The sequence below is a fragment of the Bradyrhizobium sp. USDA 4452 genome, from assembly GCF_054063575.1.
Genome location: NZ_JBSSGK010000001.1, coordinates 7835874 through 7851646 on the forward strand (window position 1 = coordinate 7835874; position 15773 = coordinate 7851646).

The 15773-nt window shown below is 63.7% G+C and carries 15 protein-coding genes; 6 read left to right on the forward strand and 9 right to left on the reverse strand.

The genetic code is table 11. From position 1 onward, the window contains the following. Nucleotides 1-98: 98 nt before the first annotated feature. A complete protein-coding gene (locus ACVISU_RS36955; RefSeq protein WP_456710252.1) occupies nucleotides 99-386 on the forward strand; it encodes a GIY-YIG nuclease family protein in 288 nt (95 codons plus the stop codon). 118 nt (nucleotides 387-504) lie between these two features. On the opposite strand, the gene groL is transcribed toward ACVISU_RS36955, so the two are convergent. Together groL and groES are read right to left on the reverse strand one after the other, a co-directional pair. Continuing rightward, nucleotides 505-2145: a chaperonin GroEL gene (gene groL, locus ACVISU_RS36960; protein ID WP_063695598.1), complete on the reverse strand. Its 1641-nt coding sequence runs from the start codon at nucleotides 2143-2145 to the stop codon at nucleotides 505-507. Between the two features lie 44 nt (nucleotides 2146-2189). Further along, nucleotides 2190-2504: a co-chaperone GroES gene (gene groES, locus ACVISU_RS36965; protein ID WP_050404062.1), complete on the reverse strand. Its 315-nt coding sequence runs from the start codon at nucleotides 2502-2504 to the stop codon at nucleotides 2190-2192. A 392-nt stretch (nucleotides 2505-2896) separates the two neighbouring features. Here groES and ACVISU_RS36970 point away from each other — a divergent pair, with 392 nt between their 5' ends. Beyond that, nucleotides 2897-3187, forward strand: a complete 291-nt coding sequence (locus tag ACVISU_RS36970) for an usg protein (RefSeq protein ID WP_063695599.1) — start codon at nucleotides 2897-2899, stop codon at nucleotides 3185-3187. Nucleotides 3188-3287: 100 nt separating this feature from the next. Next, nucleotides 3288-3857, forward strand: coding sequence for a cupin domain-containing protein (locus ACVISU_RS36975; protein WP_456710253.1), 570 nt, complete (start codon nucleotides 3288-3290; stop codon nucleotides 3855-3857). A 160-nt stretch (nucleotides 3858-4017) separates the two neighbouring features. Here ACVISU_RS36975 and ACVISU_RS36980 read toward each other — a convergent pair whose 3' ends face one another. Then, a complete protein-coding gene (locus ACVISU_RS36980; RefSeq protein ID WP_456710254.1) occupies nucleotides 4018-5268 on the reverse strand; it encodes a NupC/NupG family nucleoside CNT transporter in 1251 nt (416 codons plus the stop codon). Nucleotides 5269-5382: 114 nt separating this feature from the next. Here ACVISU_RS36980 and ACVISU_RS36985 point away from each other — a divergent pair, with 114 nt between their 5' ends. Next, a complete protein-coding gene (locus ACVISU_RS36985) occupies nucleotides 5383-6606 on the forward strand; it encodes an MFS transporter (RefSeq protein WP_456710255.1) in 1224 nt (407 codons plus the stop codon). Nucleotides 6607-7202: 596 nt separating this feature from the next. Here the strand turns inward: ACVISU_RS36985 and ACVISU_RS36990 are convergent. Together ACVISU_RS36990 and ACVISU_RS36995 are read right to left on the reverse strand one after the other, a co-directional pair. Next, a complete protein-coding gene (locus ACVISU_RS36990; RefSeq protein WP_050406372.1) occupies nucleotides 7203-7964 on the reverse strand; it encodes an SDR family oxidoreductase in 762 nt (253 codons plus the stop codon). A gap of 12 nt (nucleotides 7965-7976) precedes the next feature. Further along, nucleotides 7977-8738 (reverse strand): proteasome-type protease, encoded by a 762-nt coding sequence (locus ACVISU_RS36995; protein WP_050406373.1) that lies wholly within the window; start codon nucleotides 8736-8738, stop codon nucleotides 7977-7979. A 286-nt stretch (nucleotides 8739-9024) separates the two neighbouring features. Between ACVISU_RS36995 and ACVISU_RS37000 the strand changes: the two genes are divergently transcribed. Further along, nucleotides 9025-10635: an ABC transporter substrate-binding protein gene (locus ACVISU_RS37000; RefSeq protein ID WP_456710256.1), complete on the forward strand. Its 1611-nt coding sequence runs from the start codon at nucleotides 9025-9027 to the stop codon at nucleotides 10633-10635. Between the two features lie 27 nt (nucleotides 10636-10662). Here ACVISU_RS37000 and ACVISU_RS37005 read toward each other — a convergent pair whose 3' ends face one another. The 4 genes from ACVISU_RS37005 to ACVISU_RS37020 form a co-directional block, all read right to left on the reverse strand. Then, on the reverse strand, nucleotides 10663-11088 hold the full coding sequence (locus ACVISU_RS37005) for a carboxymuconolactone decarboxylase family protein (RefSeq protein ID WP_456710257.1): 426 nt from the start codon (nucleotides 11086-11088) through the stop codon (nucleotides 10663-10665). Between the two features lie 151 nt (nucleotides 11089-11239). After that, a complete protein-coding gene (locus ACVISU_RS37010) occupies nucleotides 11240-12082 on the reverse strand; it encodes a transglutaminase family protein (protein WP_050406376.1) in 843 nt (280 codons plus the stop codon). Between the two features lie 162 nt (nucleotides 12083-12244). Then, nucleotides 12245-13189, reverse strand: coding sequence for an alpha-E domain-containing protein (locus ACVISU_RS37015; RefSeq protein ID WP_050406377.1), 945 nt, complete (start codon nucleotides 13187-13189; stop codon nucleotides 12245-12247). Nucleotides 13190-13359: 170 nt separating this feature from the next. Beyond that, nucleotides 13360-14778, reverse strand: a complete 1419-nt coding sequence (locus tag ACVISU_RS37020) for a circularly permuted type 2 ATP-grasp protein (protein ID WP_456710258.1) — start codon at nucleotides 14776-14778, stop codon at nucleotides 13360-13362. Between the two features lie 240 nt (nucleotides 14779-15018). Here ACVISU_RS37020 and ACVISU_RS37025 point away from each other — a divergent pair, with 240 nt between their 5' ends. Continuing rightward, nucleotides 15019-15771 (forward strand): competence/damage-inducible protein A, encoded by a 753-nt coding sequence (locus ACVISU_RS37025; protein ID WP_456710259.1) that lies wholly within the window; start codon nucleotides 15019-15021, stop codon nucleotides 15769-15771. Nucleotides 15772-15773: the final 2 nt, after the last annotated feature.

Consider the following 15773-nt stretch of genomic DNA (forward strand, 5'->3'; position numbering starts at 1 on the left):
CGGCAACGTATTGAGCGACGCGTCCCGGAAAACTATCCTTCGTCATTCCGGGGCGGCGCGTAGCGCCGAGCCCGGAATCCATAACCACGGCTGTCGAGATGGCCTACTACGTCTATCTCCTTGCCAGCAGGAAGCACGGCACCCGCTATCTGGGTGTGACGAACGACATCGTGCGTCGCGTCCACGAGCACCGAACCAAAGCGGCTCCCGGGTTCACGTCACGATACGGGGTCAACAAGCTGGTCTGGTTTGAAATCTACGACGACGCGGCCACCGCGATCACACGGGAGAAAGAACTGAAGAAATGGCGGCGCGATTGGAAGGTGCGGCTGATTGAAGAGCAAAATCCCGGGTGGGTCGATCTCTTTCCGGGAATATCCAACTGACATTCGTGGTTATGGATTCCGGGCTCACGCTTCGCGTGCCCCGGAATGACGACACAAACAAAAGCCCCGGCATCGCTGCCGGGGTTTCGCATTCGCAAATTGCCTTGAGAGGCTGGACTTAGAAGTCCATGCCGCCCATGCCGCCGCCCGGAGGCATCGCGGGGCCGCCGGCGTTCTTCTTCGGCAGCTCGGCAACCATGGCTTCCGTGGTGATCAGGAGCGCGGCAACCGAGGCAGCGTTCTGGATCGCGGTACGGACGACCTTGGTCGGGTCGATGATGCCCTTCTTGACGAGGTCGGCATAGTCGCCGGTCTGGGAGTCGAAGCCGTGGTTGTAGGCCTTGTTCTCCAGGATCTTGCCGACGATGACGGAGCCGTCTTCACCGGCGTTGATCGCGATCTGGCGAGCCGGAGCCGACAGCGCCTTGCGCACGATCTCGACGCCGGTCTTCTGGTCGTCGTTCTTGGTGCGCAGGCCCTTGAGCTGCTCGGAAGCACGGAGCAGGGCGACGCCGCCGCCCGGGACGATGCCTTCCTCGACTGCCGCGCGGGTCGCGTGCATCGCGTCATCAACGCGATCCTTGCGCTCCTTCACCTCGACTTCGGTCGCGCCGCCGACGCGGATCACCGCGACGCCGCCTGCGAGCTTGGCGAGACGCTCCTGCAGCTTCTCACGGTCGTAGTCCGAGGTGGTCTCCTCGATCTGCGCCTTGATCTGGGCAACGCGGGCGTCGATGTCGGCCTTCTTGCCGGCGCCGTTGACGATCGTGGTGTTTTCCTTGTCGATCATCACCTTCTTGGCGCGACCGAGCATCTGCAGCGTGACGTTCTCGAGCTTGATGCCGAGGTCTTCCGAGATGGCCTGGCCGCCGGTCAGGATCGCGATGTCCTGCAGCATGGCCTTGCGGCGATCGCCGAAGCCCGGAGCCTTGACGGCCGCGACCTTCAGGCCGCCACGCAGGCGGTTGACGACGAGGGTGGCGAGGGCTTCGCCTTCGACGTCCTCAGCGACGATCACCAGCGGCTTGCCGGTCTGCACCACGGCCTCGAGCAGCGGCAGCAGCTCGTTCAGCGAGGAGAGCTTCTTCTCGTTGATCAGGATGTAGGCGTCGTCCATCTCAACGCGCATCTTGTCGGCGTTGGTGACGAAGTAGGGCGAGATGTAGCCGCGGTCGAACTGCATGCCCTCGACGACGTCGAGCTCGGTCTCGAGCGACTTGGCTTCCTCGACCGTGATCACGCCCTCGTTGCCGACCTTCTTCATGGCGTCGGCGAGGAACTTGCCGATCTCGGCATCGCCGTTGGCCGAAATGGTGCCGACCTGGGCGATCTCCTCGTTCGAGGTGACCTTCTTCGAGTTCTTCTGGAGGTCCGCAACGACGGCTTCGACCGCGAGGTCGATACCGCGCTTCAGATCCATCGGGTTCATGCCGGCGGCGACCGACTTGGCGCCTTCCTTCACGATCGCCTGGGCGAGCACGGTCGCCGTGGTGGTGCCGTCGCCGGCCGCGTCAGCGGACTTGGAGGCGACTTCGCGCACCATCTGGGCGCCCATGTTCTCGAACTTGTCCTCGAGCTCGATCTCCTTGGCGACGGTGACGCCGTCCTTGGTGATGCGGGGAGCGCCGAACGACTTTTCGAGCACCACGTTGCGGCCCTTCGGACCGAGCGTGACCTTCACCGCGTTGGCGAGAACGTCGACGCCGCGCAGCATCTTGTCGCGCGCCTCGACGGAGAATTTGACTTCTTTAGCTGCCATCTGAGTTTTTCCTTGAGAGGTTTACCTGGGAGGGAGGGAGGCGCTTAGGCCGCCTTCTTCTTGGAAGCGGGGACGTCGAGCACGCCCATGATGTCGCTTTCCTTCATGATCAGCAGGTCTTCGCCGTCGATCTTGACCTCGGTGCCGGACCACTTGCCGAACAGGACACGGTCGCCGACCTTGACGTCGATGGGGATCAGCTTGCCGGCTTCATCGCGGCCGCCCGGGCCGACGGCGATGACTTCGCCCTGCGAGGGCTTTTCCTTGGCGCTGTCCGGAATGATGATGCCGCCAGCAGTCTTCTCTTCGGCGTCGATGCGCTTGACCACGACGCGGTCGTGAAGCGGACGGAATTGCATGCAGTCCTCCTAAATATTTGCGGATGCTGTAGATTTTTGGAGTGTTAGCAGTCCAGCCCGGCGAGTGCCAGGCTGGTTGCGAAGGAGATAGGTCAAGCCTTGGCGGCGGGCAAGTGCCTCTAGCAGAAAAATTGGCACTCGCGGATGACGGCTGCCAAAACATGCCGAGATCATTTCGGCATCCTTAATGCCGCACCGAGGGGCACTGCGGCTATTAGCAGATGCGGTAAGTTGCTGCTAACGCAAGAAATTTCAACAACCTATTAAACATTTGGGCTTGTGATGGGTTAGTCGCGTGCGTCACATTTCTCTCATGTGAGCGCATCCATTGCCCGGTGGTCCGGCGGGGAGGTTGGCCACCACGTGAATGCGCTCCGTCACAGGAGGTTGGCATGGACTCGCGAGTTGGTGGGGGTGTTTCCGACGATTTCCGGAAGCAGTTGCTGGGGTATGGGCTGACGACGGCGCAAATCCTTTATCGGATGCCGGATCACCCCTCGTTGCTGCAGACCTATGTCTGGCAGAACTACGACCTGTTTCCGAAATTTCCGGCGTTGCAGGATTTCCTCAGCTTCTGGCAGCAGAAGCTCGAAGGCCCGCTGTTTTCGGTGACGGTGGCGCATTCCAAGCTGGTCAAGCCGGCCGAACTGCGCGCCGTCGACGGCGTGTTCCGGCTGCATTGATCCGCTCGGGCGGGCAGGGCGCGCGGTGCGCGCCTTTGCCCACTTCGCGCAGCGCGACTTGTGTTAGCCTTCGCCGTCGCAAGAAGACGGGAGGCGAACAATGGCCAAGAAGACGGCATCGAGATCCGCAGCCAAGACCGCGGTGAAGAAGAAATGGTCGGGGCTTGGCGCCGGCGCCAAAAAAAAATCGTCCGCGCGCAAGACCATCAAGTCGAAAGGCCGCGTTTCGGCGGCCAGGAAGAGCGCGGCCAAGGCGGCAACCAAGGCGACAACCAAGGCGCGGCCGAAGCAGCGCGTCGCGATCAGCCATCACCGCGAAGAGGATTTCAAGGCCGACGGGCTGCGTGCCTACGCCAAGTACCGCGACCTCGGTATCGCCGCAGCCTCTCATGGCCTCGCGCAGGCGCATGTCATCCGGCTGCAGGGACCGTGCAATCCGGATGAAGTCTCGAAGCTGCACTTCCACGACGTCGACTTCCAGATGGTTTATGTGCTCAAGGGCTGGGTGAAGACCTACATGGAAGGCGAAGGCGAGACGCTGATGCGAGAAGGCAGCGCCTGGACCCAGCCGCCGCGCATCCGGCACATGATTTTGGATTATTCCGACGACGTCGAACTGCTGGAGGTGATCCTGCCGGCCGAGTTCAAGACGGTGGAGTTGAAGGCGTAGCTTTCTGTCATTCCGGGGCGCGCGTTCGCGCGACCCGTTGGCGCCGCCCCGGAATGACGAAGAAAACGTATCGTAGCCCGGATGTAGCGAAGCGAAATCCGGGATTCACGCACACGGTCAGCACCGCCCCGGATTGCGCTTTGCTCCATCCGGGCTACGGCTACGTCAGCATCCCCACGATCGCGCCCATCAGGCACGTCGTCAGCGTCCCTGACACAATCGACTTCAGGCCGAGCTCGTTGATTTCGTCGCGCCGTCCGGGCGCCATGATGCCGAGGCCGCCGATCATGATGCCGAGGCTCGCGAAATTGGCAAAGCCGCACATCGCGTAGAGCATGATCAGCCGCGAGCGCGGATCGAGCGCGTCGGGGCCGAGCTTCGACAAATCGACATAGGCGATCAACTCGTTCAGCACGGTCTTGGTGCCCATCAGGCTTCCCGCCGTGATCGCCTGCGGCCACGGCAGCCCCATCAGCCAGCACACCGGCGCCATCAGGTAGCCGAGCAGCCGTTGCAGCGAGATCTTCGCGCCGCCGATCTCCGGCAATAGCCCGATGATCTTGTTCGCGAGATAGACCAGGGCGACCAGCACCAAGAGCATCGCGATGATGTTCATCAAGAGCTCGAGCCCCGCGGCGGTGCCCTTCACGATCGCGTCCATCGTCGACGACACCTGGACATCGGGATCCTCGAGCGATCCGCCGGTACGCTTGTCGGATGTCTCCGGCACCATGATCAGGCTGACCAGAATGGCGGCCGGCGCACCCAGCACCGAGGCGATGACGAAATGCGCGGCGGCATCCGGGATCAGCGGCGCCAGCAGCGTCGCGTACAGCACCAGCACGGTGCCGGCAATTCCGGCCATGCCGCCGGTCATCACCAGAAACAATTCGCTGCGGGTGAGCTGACCCAGATAGGGGCGGATGAACAGCGGCGCTTCCACCATGCCGAGGAAGATATTGGCTGCGGTCGAGAGCCCGACCGCGCCGCCGACGCCGAGCGTGCGCTCCAGGATCCAGGCCATGCCGCGCACCACAGGCGGCAGCACGCGCCAATAGAACAGCAGCGTCGTCAGCACGCTCATCACGAGCACGATCGGCAGCGCCTGGAAGGCGAGGATGAAATCCGAGCCCGGCGCCTTCGGATCGAACGGTGCCGGGCCGCCGCCGACATAACCGAACACGAAGGCGGTGCCGGCGCGCGTCGCCGCTGCGATGGTGCCGACGGCATCGTTGATCGCGCCGAACGCCTGCGTCACCAGCGGCACCTTGATCAGCACCAGTGCGGTGACGACCGTGACGCCGAGCCCGATCGCCGCCTGCCGCAACGACACCATCCGATGATTCTCGCTCAACGCCCAGGCGATCACCAGCAACGCCACCACGCCGAACGCCGATTGCAACTGCAGCATCACGCCCCCAAGAACCTCAACGGATTATGGCAGGGGCTTCGCGCAGCGCAATGCTGTTGCGCGTTGATCCCGAATCCATTGACAAGTTGCAGGGGCTCAGCCACGCAATCGTGCATGTCCTCCGCCATGCCGGCCGGCGCCCGCGATCTGCTCGGTCACAGACCGTTCCTGTTCTTCCTGTCGTCGCGCAGCCTGTCGCGCTTCTCCAGCCAGATCGGCGCGGTCGCGATCGGATGGCAGATCTATGACCTGACCGGCAGCGCGTTCGAGCTCGGCATGGTCGGTCTGATCCAGTTCCTGCCGACGGCGCTCCTGGTGTTCGTCGCAGGCCATGCTGCCGACCGCTTCGAGCGCAAGCGCGTGGTGCAGGCCTGCCAGGTGGCGGAAGCGCTGACCGCTTTGTTTCTCGCCGGAAGCACATTTGCCGGCACCATTTCCGAGATCCAGATCTTCGTCGCGACCTTCGTGCTGGGGATCGCCGGTGCGTTCGAAAGCCCGGCGACCGCCGCGCTGTTGCCGCTGATCGCGCCGCAAGGATCGTTGCAGCGCGCGACCGCGATCTCGAGCGGCGCGGCGCAGGTTGCGACCATCACCGGACCCGCGCTCGGCGGCTTTGCCTATGCGCTGATGCCGAGCGCGCCCTACGCCATCATGATGGTGTTCTGGCTGTTCGGCGCGCTGCTCACCGGCGGAATCGGCCGCTTGCAGCAGGCGGCAGCGAAGAACGGCGAGGTGTCGGATGACCTGTTTGCCGGCGTCACTTTTGTGCGCAGCAATCCGGCGATCCTCGGCACCATCTCGCTCGATCTGTTCGCGGTGCTGTTCGGCGGCGTCACCGCGCTGCTGCCGATCTATGCGCGCGACATCCTGCAAACCGGCCCGCTTGGCCTTGGCATCCTGCGCGCCGCGCCTGCGGTCGGCGCGCTCTTGATGACCATGGTGCTGGCGCGGCACACCATCAACCGCCGCGTGGGATTACGCATGTTCCAGGCGGTGATCGTGTTCGGCGTCGCGACCGTGGTGTTTGCGCTGTCGCACTGGATGTGGCTGTCGGCCTTCGCATTGGCAGTGCTCGGCGCCGCCGACACGATCAGCGTCGTGATCCGCTTCTCGCTGGTGCAGCTGGCGACGCCCGACGAGATGCGCGGCCGCGTCGGCGCGGTGAACTTCCTGTTCATCAACGCCTCCAACCAACTCGGCCAGTTCGAGAGCGGCGTCACCGCCGCATTGCTCGGCGCCGTGCCGTCAGCCGTGCTCGGCGGCGTCGCCACGGTTGCGATCGCGCTGCTCTGGATGAAGCTGTTCCCGACGCTGCGGGACGTTGAGAAGCTGGAGTAGAAGTTTCTCACTGCGGGGAGAGGTCGGATCACATGCAGCGAAGCGAGATGTGATTCGGGTGACGGAGGACTCTCCGCAAGCCATCTCTCGCCGTCCTCATGGAGAGGTGATGTTTCACTTCGCATGCCCAGCGAAACATTTTGCTCTAAGGCTATTGCCACTCACCTGTCTGGTTCGCGCCTAACCCAGTCCACGAAGGCATGTAGAGCAGCTTCTGCCCATAGGCCGATTAGCCCCAGCCACATCCAACCCCGCATGTCGTTGCTCAATCGGTTGTGCAGGGTCACCAGGATGACCATGCAGATGGCGGTGGGGACGATTAGGATGAACAACGTGACGCGCAGTCCCCGCATGTCGCCTCCTATTCGTTGCTAGGACGCATCACCACGGAGGTGCGTTTGGCACCGCTTCAGTTCCCCGGCACGCGGAATTTCGGAATAATGGAAAAATACCCCTGAGTTGCCCGACGTGTCAAGTGGCCGTGTTGGACGCGGCCAGCCGCCGGCTACTGTGCATGGGGTTGTTTTCGATATTTTGGCGGCGCCCCGCCTGCGAGGCGATGGCCAGGACGGGCCCGGCCATGCCGAATACGAAGATCAGCCCCGGCCGACGAACGGCATCTTGGTCGCCATGACGGTCATGAACAGCACGTTGGCGTCGAGCGGCAGGCCGGCCATGTAGGCGACGGCGTCGCCGACCGCCTTGGCGTCCATGCGCGGCTCGTGCTTGGTGGTGCCGTCCGGCTGCAGCACGCCGGGGCCGTTGACCATGCGATCGGTCATCGGCGTCGCGGCGTTGCCGATGTCGACCTGGCCGACCGCGATGTCATACATGCGGCCGTCGAGGTTGGAGGCTTTGGTGAGGCCGGTGATGGCGTGCTTGGTCGAGGTGTAGGCCGCCGAGAACGGCCGCGGCGCATGCGCCGAGATCGAGCCGTTGTTGATGATGCGGCCGCCGCGCGGGGTCTGGTCCTTCATGATGCGGAAGGCGTGCTGGGTGCACAGGAACGGCGCGGTGAGGTTGGTGTTGACCACGGCCTGCCACTGCTCGAGCGGCAAATCCTCGAAATGCACCGGCGGCGCGCCCATGCCGGCATTGTTGAAGAGAACGTCGAGCCGGCCGTAGGTCGCCTTGACCTTGTCGAACAGCGCGGCGATCGCGGCCGGATTGGCCATGTCGGCCGAGACGCACAGGCTCTTGCCGGCGGGGCCGAGCTTGGCGGTCTCCTCCAGCATCTCGATGCGGCGGCCGGCGAGCACCACGGTGTAGCCCTTGTCCATCAAAGCGAGCGATGCCGCGCGGCCGACACCGGTGCCGGCGCCGGTGACGAGTGCGATCTTGCTGGTTGCTTCGGTCATCCGAGTTTCCTCTTACTTGGTTTTTGCTTCGGTTTCGTTCTTGTAGGGTGGGCGCGGAATGTTCTGGTGCGCCGCGCGCAGCGCCGCCGACCAGCGCGAGCGCAAATCGTGGAAATAGGGCTCGCCGGCCTCGATGCGGTGGTTGAGATCGGCCTCGCAGGCGTCGGTGCGGACCACCAGCACGTCGATCGGCAGGCCGACGCCGAGATTGGAACGCATCGTCGAATCCATCGAGATCAGCCCGGTCTTGAGCGCCTCGTAGAGCTCGACGTCGTAATGCATGGCGCGATCGAGCACCGGCTTGCCGTATTTGTGCTCGCCGATCTGCAAATACGGCGTGTCGGTGGTGCACTCGATGAAGTTGCCGGCGGTGTAGACCATGAACAGGCGCATCCGCGAGCCCTTGATCTGGCCGCCGAACAGGAACGAGACATCGAACGAGATGTCCTCGGAGCGCAGCGCATCGCCCTCGGTGGCATGCACGGAGCGGATGGCGCGGCCGATCCGCTGCGCCGCCTGGAACATGGTCGGCGCGTTCATCAGCGTCTCGAGCTCGCCGGTGTGCGGATCTTCCATGCCCTCGGTCAGGGTCGACAGCACCGACTGGCTGATCGCGAGATTCCCCGCGCTGGCGATCGCCATGATGCGGTCGCCGGGCTTTTCGAAGATGTGCAGCTTGCGGAAGGTCGAAACGTTGTCGAGGCCGGCATTGGTGCGGGTATCGGCGATCATGACGAGGCCGTCGCGCACCAGAATTCCGCAGCAATAGGTCATTTCCAGCCCTCAAACGGTCCGGGTTTCTCGGCGCCAAACGTGTAGCCAATTTCGAGGTCGCATCCAACCCCAATTCCCCGTGACGGGACATGCGATGGCCCGTCAAAAGTGGGCCGGCGGCGGTCCGTGTCAGGCCCTGTTCCACCGCCAGCCGCCCGTGCTTGCCCGGCCCCGTTCTGTGTTGCGCGCAGCGGGCAATGATCTGCCTCCTGTCATTGCGAGGCCGATGGCGTTGTGGTCGACTGCCTGCAATCGACAAGAACAACAAGGATTCCGGGAGGCGAGAATGTCATTCAGACTGGCTACGTGCATCATGGCCTTGGGCGCAGCCGTGATGGCCGCGAGCCCTGCATCGGCGCAGAAGAAGGGAGGCACGCTCCGGCTCTATCACAACGACAATCCGCCTTCGACCTCGCTGCTCGAGGAATCCACCATCGCCTCGGTGATGCCGTTCGCGGCGGTCTTCAACAACCTCGTGGTGTTCGATCCGGCCAAGGTGCACGAATCGATCGACACCGTGATCCCTGATCTCGCCGAGAGCTGGACCTGGGATTCCACCAACACAAAGCTCACCTTCAAGCTGCATCACGGCGTGAAATGGCATGACGGCCAGCCGTTCACCGCCAGGGACGTGCAATGCACCTGGCGGATGCTGATCGGCAAGAGCGAGACCCAAGACTCCAAAACCCAGGACTTCAAGCGCAACCCGCGCAAGGTCTGGTATTCGAAGCTCAAGGACGTCAGCATCAATGGCGACGACGAGGCGACCTTCGAACTGACCGAGCCGCAGCCCGGGCTGCCGGCGCTGCTCGCCAGCGCCTTCTCGGTGGTCTATCCCTGCCACGTGCCGCAGCAGGTGATGCGCACCAAGCCGGTCGGCACCGGGCCGTTCAAATTCGTCGAATTCCGCCGCGGGGATTCGATCCGCCTGGTGCGCAACCCCGATTACTTCAAGAAGGACCGGCCGTATCTCGACGAGATCACGGTGCGCTCGATCGACAGTCGCGCCACGCGCATGCTGGCGTTCGCGACCGGCGACTATGACATCACCTTTCCGTCCGACGTCAGCATTCCCCTGATGAAGGACGTCAAGGCGCGGGCGCCGAACGCGATCTGCGAGATGACCTCGACCAATCTGCAGATCAATCTCTTGGTCAATCGCGTCAATCCGCCGTTCGACAATCCCGAGATTCGCAAGGCGATGTCGCTGGCGCTGGATCGCAATGCCTTCAACAGTATCCTGTTCGAGGGCACCGGACGGCTCGGCGGCGCGATGCAGGCGAGGCCCGAAGGCGAGTGGGGCATGCCGCCGGAGATCCTGTCGACGCTGATGGGTTACGGACCCGACACCGGGAAGAACCTCGCGGATGCCCAGGCGATCATGCAGAAGCTCGGCTACAGCGACGCCAAGCCGCTGTCGATCAAGATCCAGACCCGCAATTTGCCGACCTATCGCGACCCGGCCGTGATCCTCGCCGACCAGCTCAAGAAGATCTACATCACAGCCGAGCTCGATATCCTCGATACGCCGCGCTGGTACTCGCGGCTGCAGCGCAAGGATTACACGATCGGCCTCAATGTCACCGGCGTCAGTGTCGACGATCCCGACGGCAACCTGGTCGAGAACTACTCCTGCAACTCCGAGCGCAACTACACCCAGTATTGCAATGCCGAGGTCGACAGGCTGCTCGCCGCGCAGTCGCGTGAGGTCGACAAGGACAAGCGCCGCAACATCGTGTTCGACATCGAGCGCCTGCTTGTCGAGGACGCGGCGCGGCCTGTCATCCTGCACTCATCGGCGGGCAATTGCTGGCAGCCTTATGTGAGGAATTTTCATCCGCACGACAACAGCCAGTACAACAATCTGCGCTTCGAGGATGTCTGGCTGGACAAGTGACCGCGATGCAGCGGAGAGCCCAGGCTGTTACGGCTCCTGCTTACCTCCCGCCGGTGCGCCGACGAGGAACGCATCGTCGACCGGCACGCCGAGTGCGGTGACCAGCCGGTTGGTCTCGGCGGCCATGCCGACGATCGCCAGCATTTCGTGATATTCGGCGTCGGTCATGCCCTTGGCGCGTGCGCTCGCGGTGTGCGAATGAATGCAGTAGCTGCAGCCATGCGCAACAGAGACCGCGACATAGAGCATCTCCTTGACCTTCGGGTCGAGCGCGCCGGGGGCCATCACCTCCTTGATGCTCTCCCAGGTCCGCCGCAGCGTCTTCGGATCATGCGCGAGCGCGCGCCAGAAATTGTTGACGAAGTCCGAGTTCCGCGTCTTGCGGATGTCGTCGAAGACGGCGCGGGCCTCAGTCGAGAGCTCGTCGTCGGAAAGCAGCTTTACGGTGGCCATGAGTTGTCTCGCTGGTCTTGTTGAAGCAGCCATCATAGCACCCCCGCCGTCATTGCGAGGAGCGAAGCGACGAAGCAATCCATGCCTCCGAAAGCGGTCAGATGGATTGCTTCGCTGCGCTCGCAATGACAGATGCGAAGAGGGGGCAGCCTTACGACTGCGACTGGCTCTGCCACTGCCCGGGGCGGCCGGCCTGGTCAACCTTGACCGCGACGGTCAGCGTCTCGTTGCCGCCGCCATAGCGGGTGCCGCGGACCGGGGCGGCGCCGAGATAGTCGAGGCCGATCGCGACGCGGGCATGGGCATCGGTGGTGCAGATGCCGTTGGCGGCGTCGAAGCCGACCCAGCCCAAATCCGGCACGAAGGCCTCGGCCCAGGCGTGGCCGGCCTGCTGGTTGACCATGCCGTCGGAGCGCAGGAAGTGGCCGGAGACGAACCGCGCCGGAACGCCGCCGGCGCGCGCGCAGGCGATCAGGATGTGCGCGTAGTCCTGGCAGACCCCGCGCTTCAGCGCGAACGCCTCGGAGGCCGAGGTGGCGCTGTTGGTCGGGTCTTCGTCGAAGCTCATGTGCTCGTAGATCTGCACCATCAGCGCGTGCAGGAAGCCGAGCACGTCGCTACCTGCTTCCGCGCGCAGCTCGCGCACCAAGCTCGTCATCGCCGGGTTGAGGTCGGTCAGCGGCGTGGGGCGCAGGAACAGGCTCGGCGGAAACCGCTCGTCGCTGCCTTTCAGCACGCCCCCGGTGTCCTGGGTCTCGACCAGACCTTCGCAATGGATGGTGAGGTCGGTGATCGAGCCATGCGTCAGCACGTGGGTGACGTTGCCGAACGCGTCCTCATGGATGTCGAGCCGGGAATCGGTCGAGACGTCGATCTGCCAATCCGCGACATACTGGCCGTCATGGCTGCCCGGCGTCATCCGCAGAATCTGGATCACGCCCGAGGCCGCCGGCTCGTAGCGATAGGTGGTGGTGTGGGCTATCCGCAGGCGCATGGCTCAACCGCGTTCAGTCGGTCTTTTTGGGGCAGGAACGTCATGCCCGGCCTCATGCCGGGCATCACGTCTTTCGTCCTAATCGGCCGCGAAAGCAAGACATCCATGGCCGGCGTGAAGCCCGCCATGACGACAATTTGAGCACGTTTTCGGCCGTATCGGTCAGATCAGATACTGCTTGGTGATGATCTCACCCAGCCGGGAATTGTCCGCGATGAATTCCTGGATGAATTCGTGCACGCCGTGCTGAAAGATATCGTCCATATGGCTGTGCTCGAGCCGGTTCCGGATGCCACGGGCGTGGCGCTGGGCGGCGCCCTGGCGGCCATAGGCGACGCCGATCTGGTCCAGATTGCGCACCAGGTTGCTGTAGCAGCTGGCGAGCGACCGCGGCAGGGTGTCGTTGAGGATCAGCAGGTCGGCGATCAGCCACGGCTTCAGGGTTTCCCGGTACACCCAGTGATAGGCGGTCGTCGCCGACACCGAGCGCAGGATCGAGGTCCACTGGTAGTAGTCCAGTGGGCCGCCGACATGCTCTTCCTCGGGCAGCAGCACGTGATACTTCACATCGAGAATGCGGGCGGTGTTGTCGGCGCGCTCGAGATGCACGCCGAGCCGCGAGAACCAGTAGGCGTCGTTGCGCAGCATGGTGCGGTACGCCGAACCGTCGAAGCGCAGCGAGGTCTCCTGCACGAAGCGCAGGAACTTCGCCAGCTCCTCGCGATTGGCGGGACCCTTGTTCCAGACAGCCTGCAGCTCGATCCACGACGAATTGATGGTGTCCCACATCTCCGACGTCAGCGCGGTGCGCACCGAGCGCGAATTGAGCCGCGCAGCCTCGATGCAGTTCTTGATCGAGGAGGGATTCTCCGACGAAAAGGACAGATACTCGACGACGTTTCGCTCGTTGGCTTCTTCGTAATGGTCGTAGAACGCCGCGCCGACGCCGGCGGTGAGCAGCGCGGAGTCCCACTCATTGGTCTTGCCGATATAGGCCGCGGGCAGCGCGGTGACGCGCAGCGTGGCGTCGATCGTGCGCGCGAGATACTCGGCGCGTTCGACATAACGGGCCAGCCAGAACAGGTTTTCGGCGGTGCGCGACAGCATGCGATAGTCCCTACAAGACGAAACGTGTTTCACCTCCCCCTGAAAGGGGGAGGTCGACGCGCAGCGGCGGGTGGGGGTTCTCTCTCCATTCGGCGTATGCGGCCGACCCCCACCCCGACCCTCCCCCTTGCAGGGGGAGGGAGGTCTCGCGCAGCGCGTTGGGCTTCAAATCACTCACTCAGTATCCAGGTGTCCTTGGTGCCGCCGCCCTGGCTCGAATTGACCACGAGCGAGCCTTCCTTCAGCGCCACCCGCGTCAGTCCGCCGGGGACGATGGTGGTCTGGCTCGAGCCGGTCAGCACGAACGGGCGGAGGTCGACATGGCGCGGCGCCAGGCCCTTGTCGGTGCAGGTCGGGCAGGTCGACAGCGCCAGCGTCGGTTGGGCGATGAAGCCCTCCGGCTCGCGCTTGAGCTTGTCGCGGAATGCCTCGATGGTCGCCTTGGTGGCGGCGGGGCCGATCAGCATGCCGTAGCCGCCCGAGCCGTGCACCTCCTTGACGACGAGGTCGGCAAGGTTGTCGAGCACGTAGGACAGGTCCTGCGGTTCGCGGCAGCGCCAGGTCTGCACGTTCTTCAGGATCGGCTCCTCGCTGAGGTAGAATTTTACGATGTCCGGCATGTAGGAATAGATCGCCTTGTCGTCGGCGATGCCGGTGCCGACCGCGTTGGCGAGCGTGATGTTGCCGGCGGCATAGGCCGACATCAGCCCGGGGACGCCGAGCGCTGAATCCGGACGGAAGGTGAGGGGATCGAGGAAATCGTCGTCGACGCGGCGGTAGATCACGTCGACACGTTTCAGCCCCTCCGTGGTGCGCATGAACACCTCGTCGTTCTTGACGATGAGGTCGCGCCCCTCGACGAGCTCGATGCCGAGCTTGTCGGCCAGGAACGAGTGCTCGTAGTAGGCCGAGTTGTAGACGCCGGGCGTCATCAACGCGACCGTAGGTTCAGCCGAGGCGCTGTGCGGCGCCACCGAGCGCAGCGCCGACAACAGCTCGTCCGGATAGCGCTCGACCGGGGCGACGCGGTGCCGCGCGAACAGGTCCGGGAAAAGCCGCATCATGATCTCGCGGTTTTCCAGCATGTAGGACACGCCGGACGGCGTGCGCGCATTGTCCTCCAGCACGATGAAATTGTCCGGATCGGTGCGGATGATGTCGATGCCGGCGATGTGGACGTAGATGTCGTGCGGCACGTCCTGGCCGTTCATCTCCGGCCGGAACACCGGGTTCTGGAAGATCAGGTCTTCGGGGATGACGTTGGCGCGCAGGATGTCGCGGCCGTGATAGATGTCCTTGAGGAACATGTTGAGCGCGAGCACGCGCTGTTTGAGGCCCTTCTCCAGCAGCGTCCACTCGTTGGCCGACATGATGCGCGGGATGACGTCGAACGGGATCAGCCGTTCCTGGGCCTCGGAATCCCCGTAGACCGCGAAGGTGATGCCGATCCGGCGGAACAGCAGCTCCGCTTCCTGGCGCCGATATTCGAGCGCATCCGGCGGCGTCTCTTTGAGCCAGCGGGAGAGCTCGTGGTAGGCCGGGCGGAGATCCTCGCCGAGGCCGTTCATCTCATCGAACGCGACTGCCATATATCCCGACTGCCCTCCCAAGCCAGCCCTCACGAGCCATGTGACACAGTGCATGACTTGATGGGATGGTAGCAAGGGGCGGGCCAGCGCGATATGCATTGGCTTGTGGCATTTGCTAAGGGGAAGGCGGAAGGCCTGCCTGAAAAACCGGCTGAGGTCTGCTTAATTCGGCGGCAAAACCCCGTGACATCAAGGCACTGGATCGGCAATGTCAGGGGATCAAGTTTAAGGAATGAGACCATGAGCGAGATCGTCACGGCGGGGATATTGGTGATCGGCGACGAGATCCTGTCCGGCCGGACCAAGGACAAGAACATCGGCTTCATCGCCGAATACCTGACCAATATCGGCATCGACCTGAAGGAGGTCCGCGTCGTCGCCGACGACGAGGCCGACATCGTGTCCGCCCTTGATGCGCTGCGGCATAGATACACCTACGTGTTCACCACCGGCGGCATCGGGCCGACCCATGACGACATCACCGCCGACAGCGTGGCGAAGGCGTTCGGGGTCGATATCCACCATCATCCCGATGTGGTGGCGCGGTTCAGGGAGCGCTGGAGCGAGCAGGACCTCAACGAGGCGCGGCTGCGGATGGCCCGAGTGCCCGACGGCGCCGAACTGATCCAGAGCGCGACCATTCTGGCGCCGGGCTTCAAGCTCGGCAACGTCATCGTGATGGCCGGCATCCCCACCATCATGCAGGCGATGATGGACATCGTGGCGCCGACCCTGAAGTCCGGCGTGCGGATGCTGTCGGATTCGGTCCGCGCCGATGCGCGGGAAGGCGACATCGGCGGCCCGCTGCGGGCAATCGCGGAAGCCAATCCCGACACCATCATCGGCAGCTATCCGTTCCAGGACGAGAACCAGAAGCCGAACACCAATCTGGTGGTCCGCTCGCGCGATCCGGAGAAGCTCGCCGCCGCCATAGCCGCGGTGAAGGAGATGTTGAAGCAGGTGCAGGCCGCACAGAAGAAGCCGGCGGGTTGAGG